A 326-nucleotide genomic window follows, 5' to 3' on the forward strand; every position below is an offset into this window, starting at 1 on the left:
TCCATTATCGGCATCATATTCGGCATTTGATTGTTATCCATTATCGGCATTATATTCGGCATTTGATTGTTATCCATTATCGGCATTATATTCGGCATTTGATTGTTATCCATAATTGGCATTATATTCGGTGGCTGGTTGTTATCCATAATTGGCATTTGAATATTTGGCATTTGAATATTTGGCGGTATGACTTGTGGAATAACTACATTTTCTTTCGATACATTTGGCGATACTATATTCCCTACGTTTTCTTTCTTCACTTGCGGCGATATTATATTCCCTACATTTTCTTTCTTCACTTGCGGTGACACTATATTCCCTAC

General features: G+C 35.6%; 1 pseudogene. It reads right to left on the reverse strand.

What is annotated here, in order from left to right:
* Positions 1-326, reverse strand: a pseudogene (locus ACQRBL_RS22045) (peptigoglycan-binding protein LysM); the annotation flags it as partial.

Origin of the sequence: Bacillus sp. AF62, from assembly GCF_050312695.1 — a bacterium.
GTDB classification, from domain to species: domain Bacteria; phylum Bacillota; class Bacilli; order Bacillales; family Bacillaceae_G; genus Bacillus_A; species Bacillus_A cereus.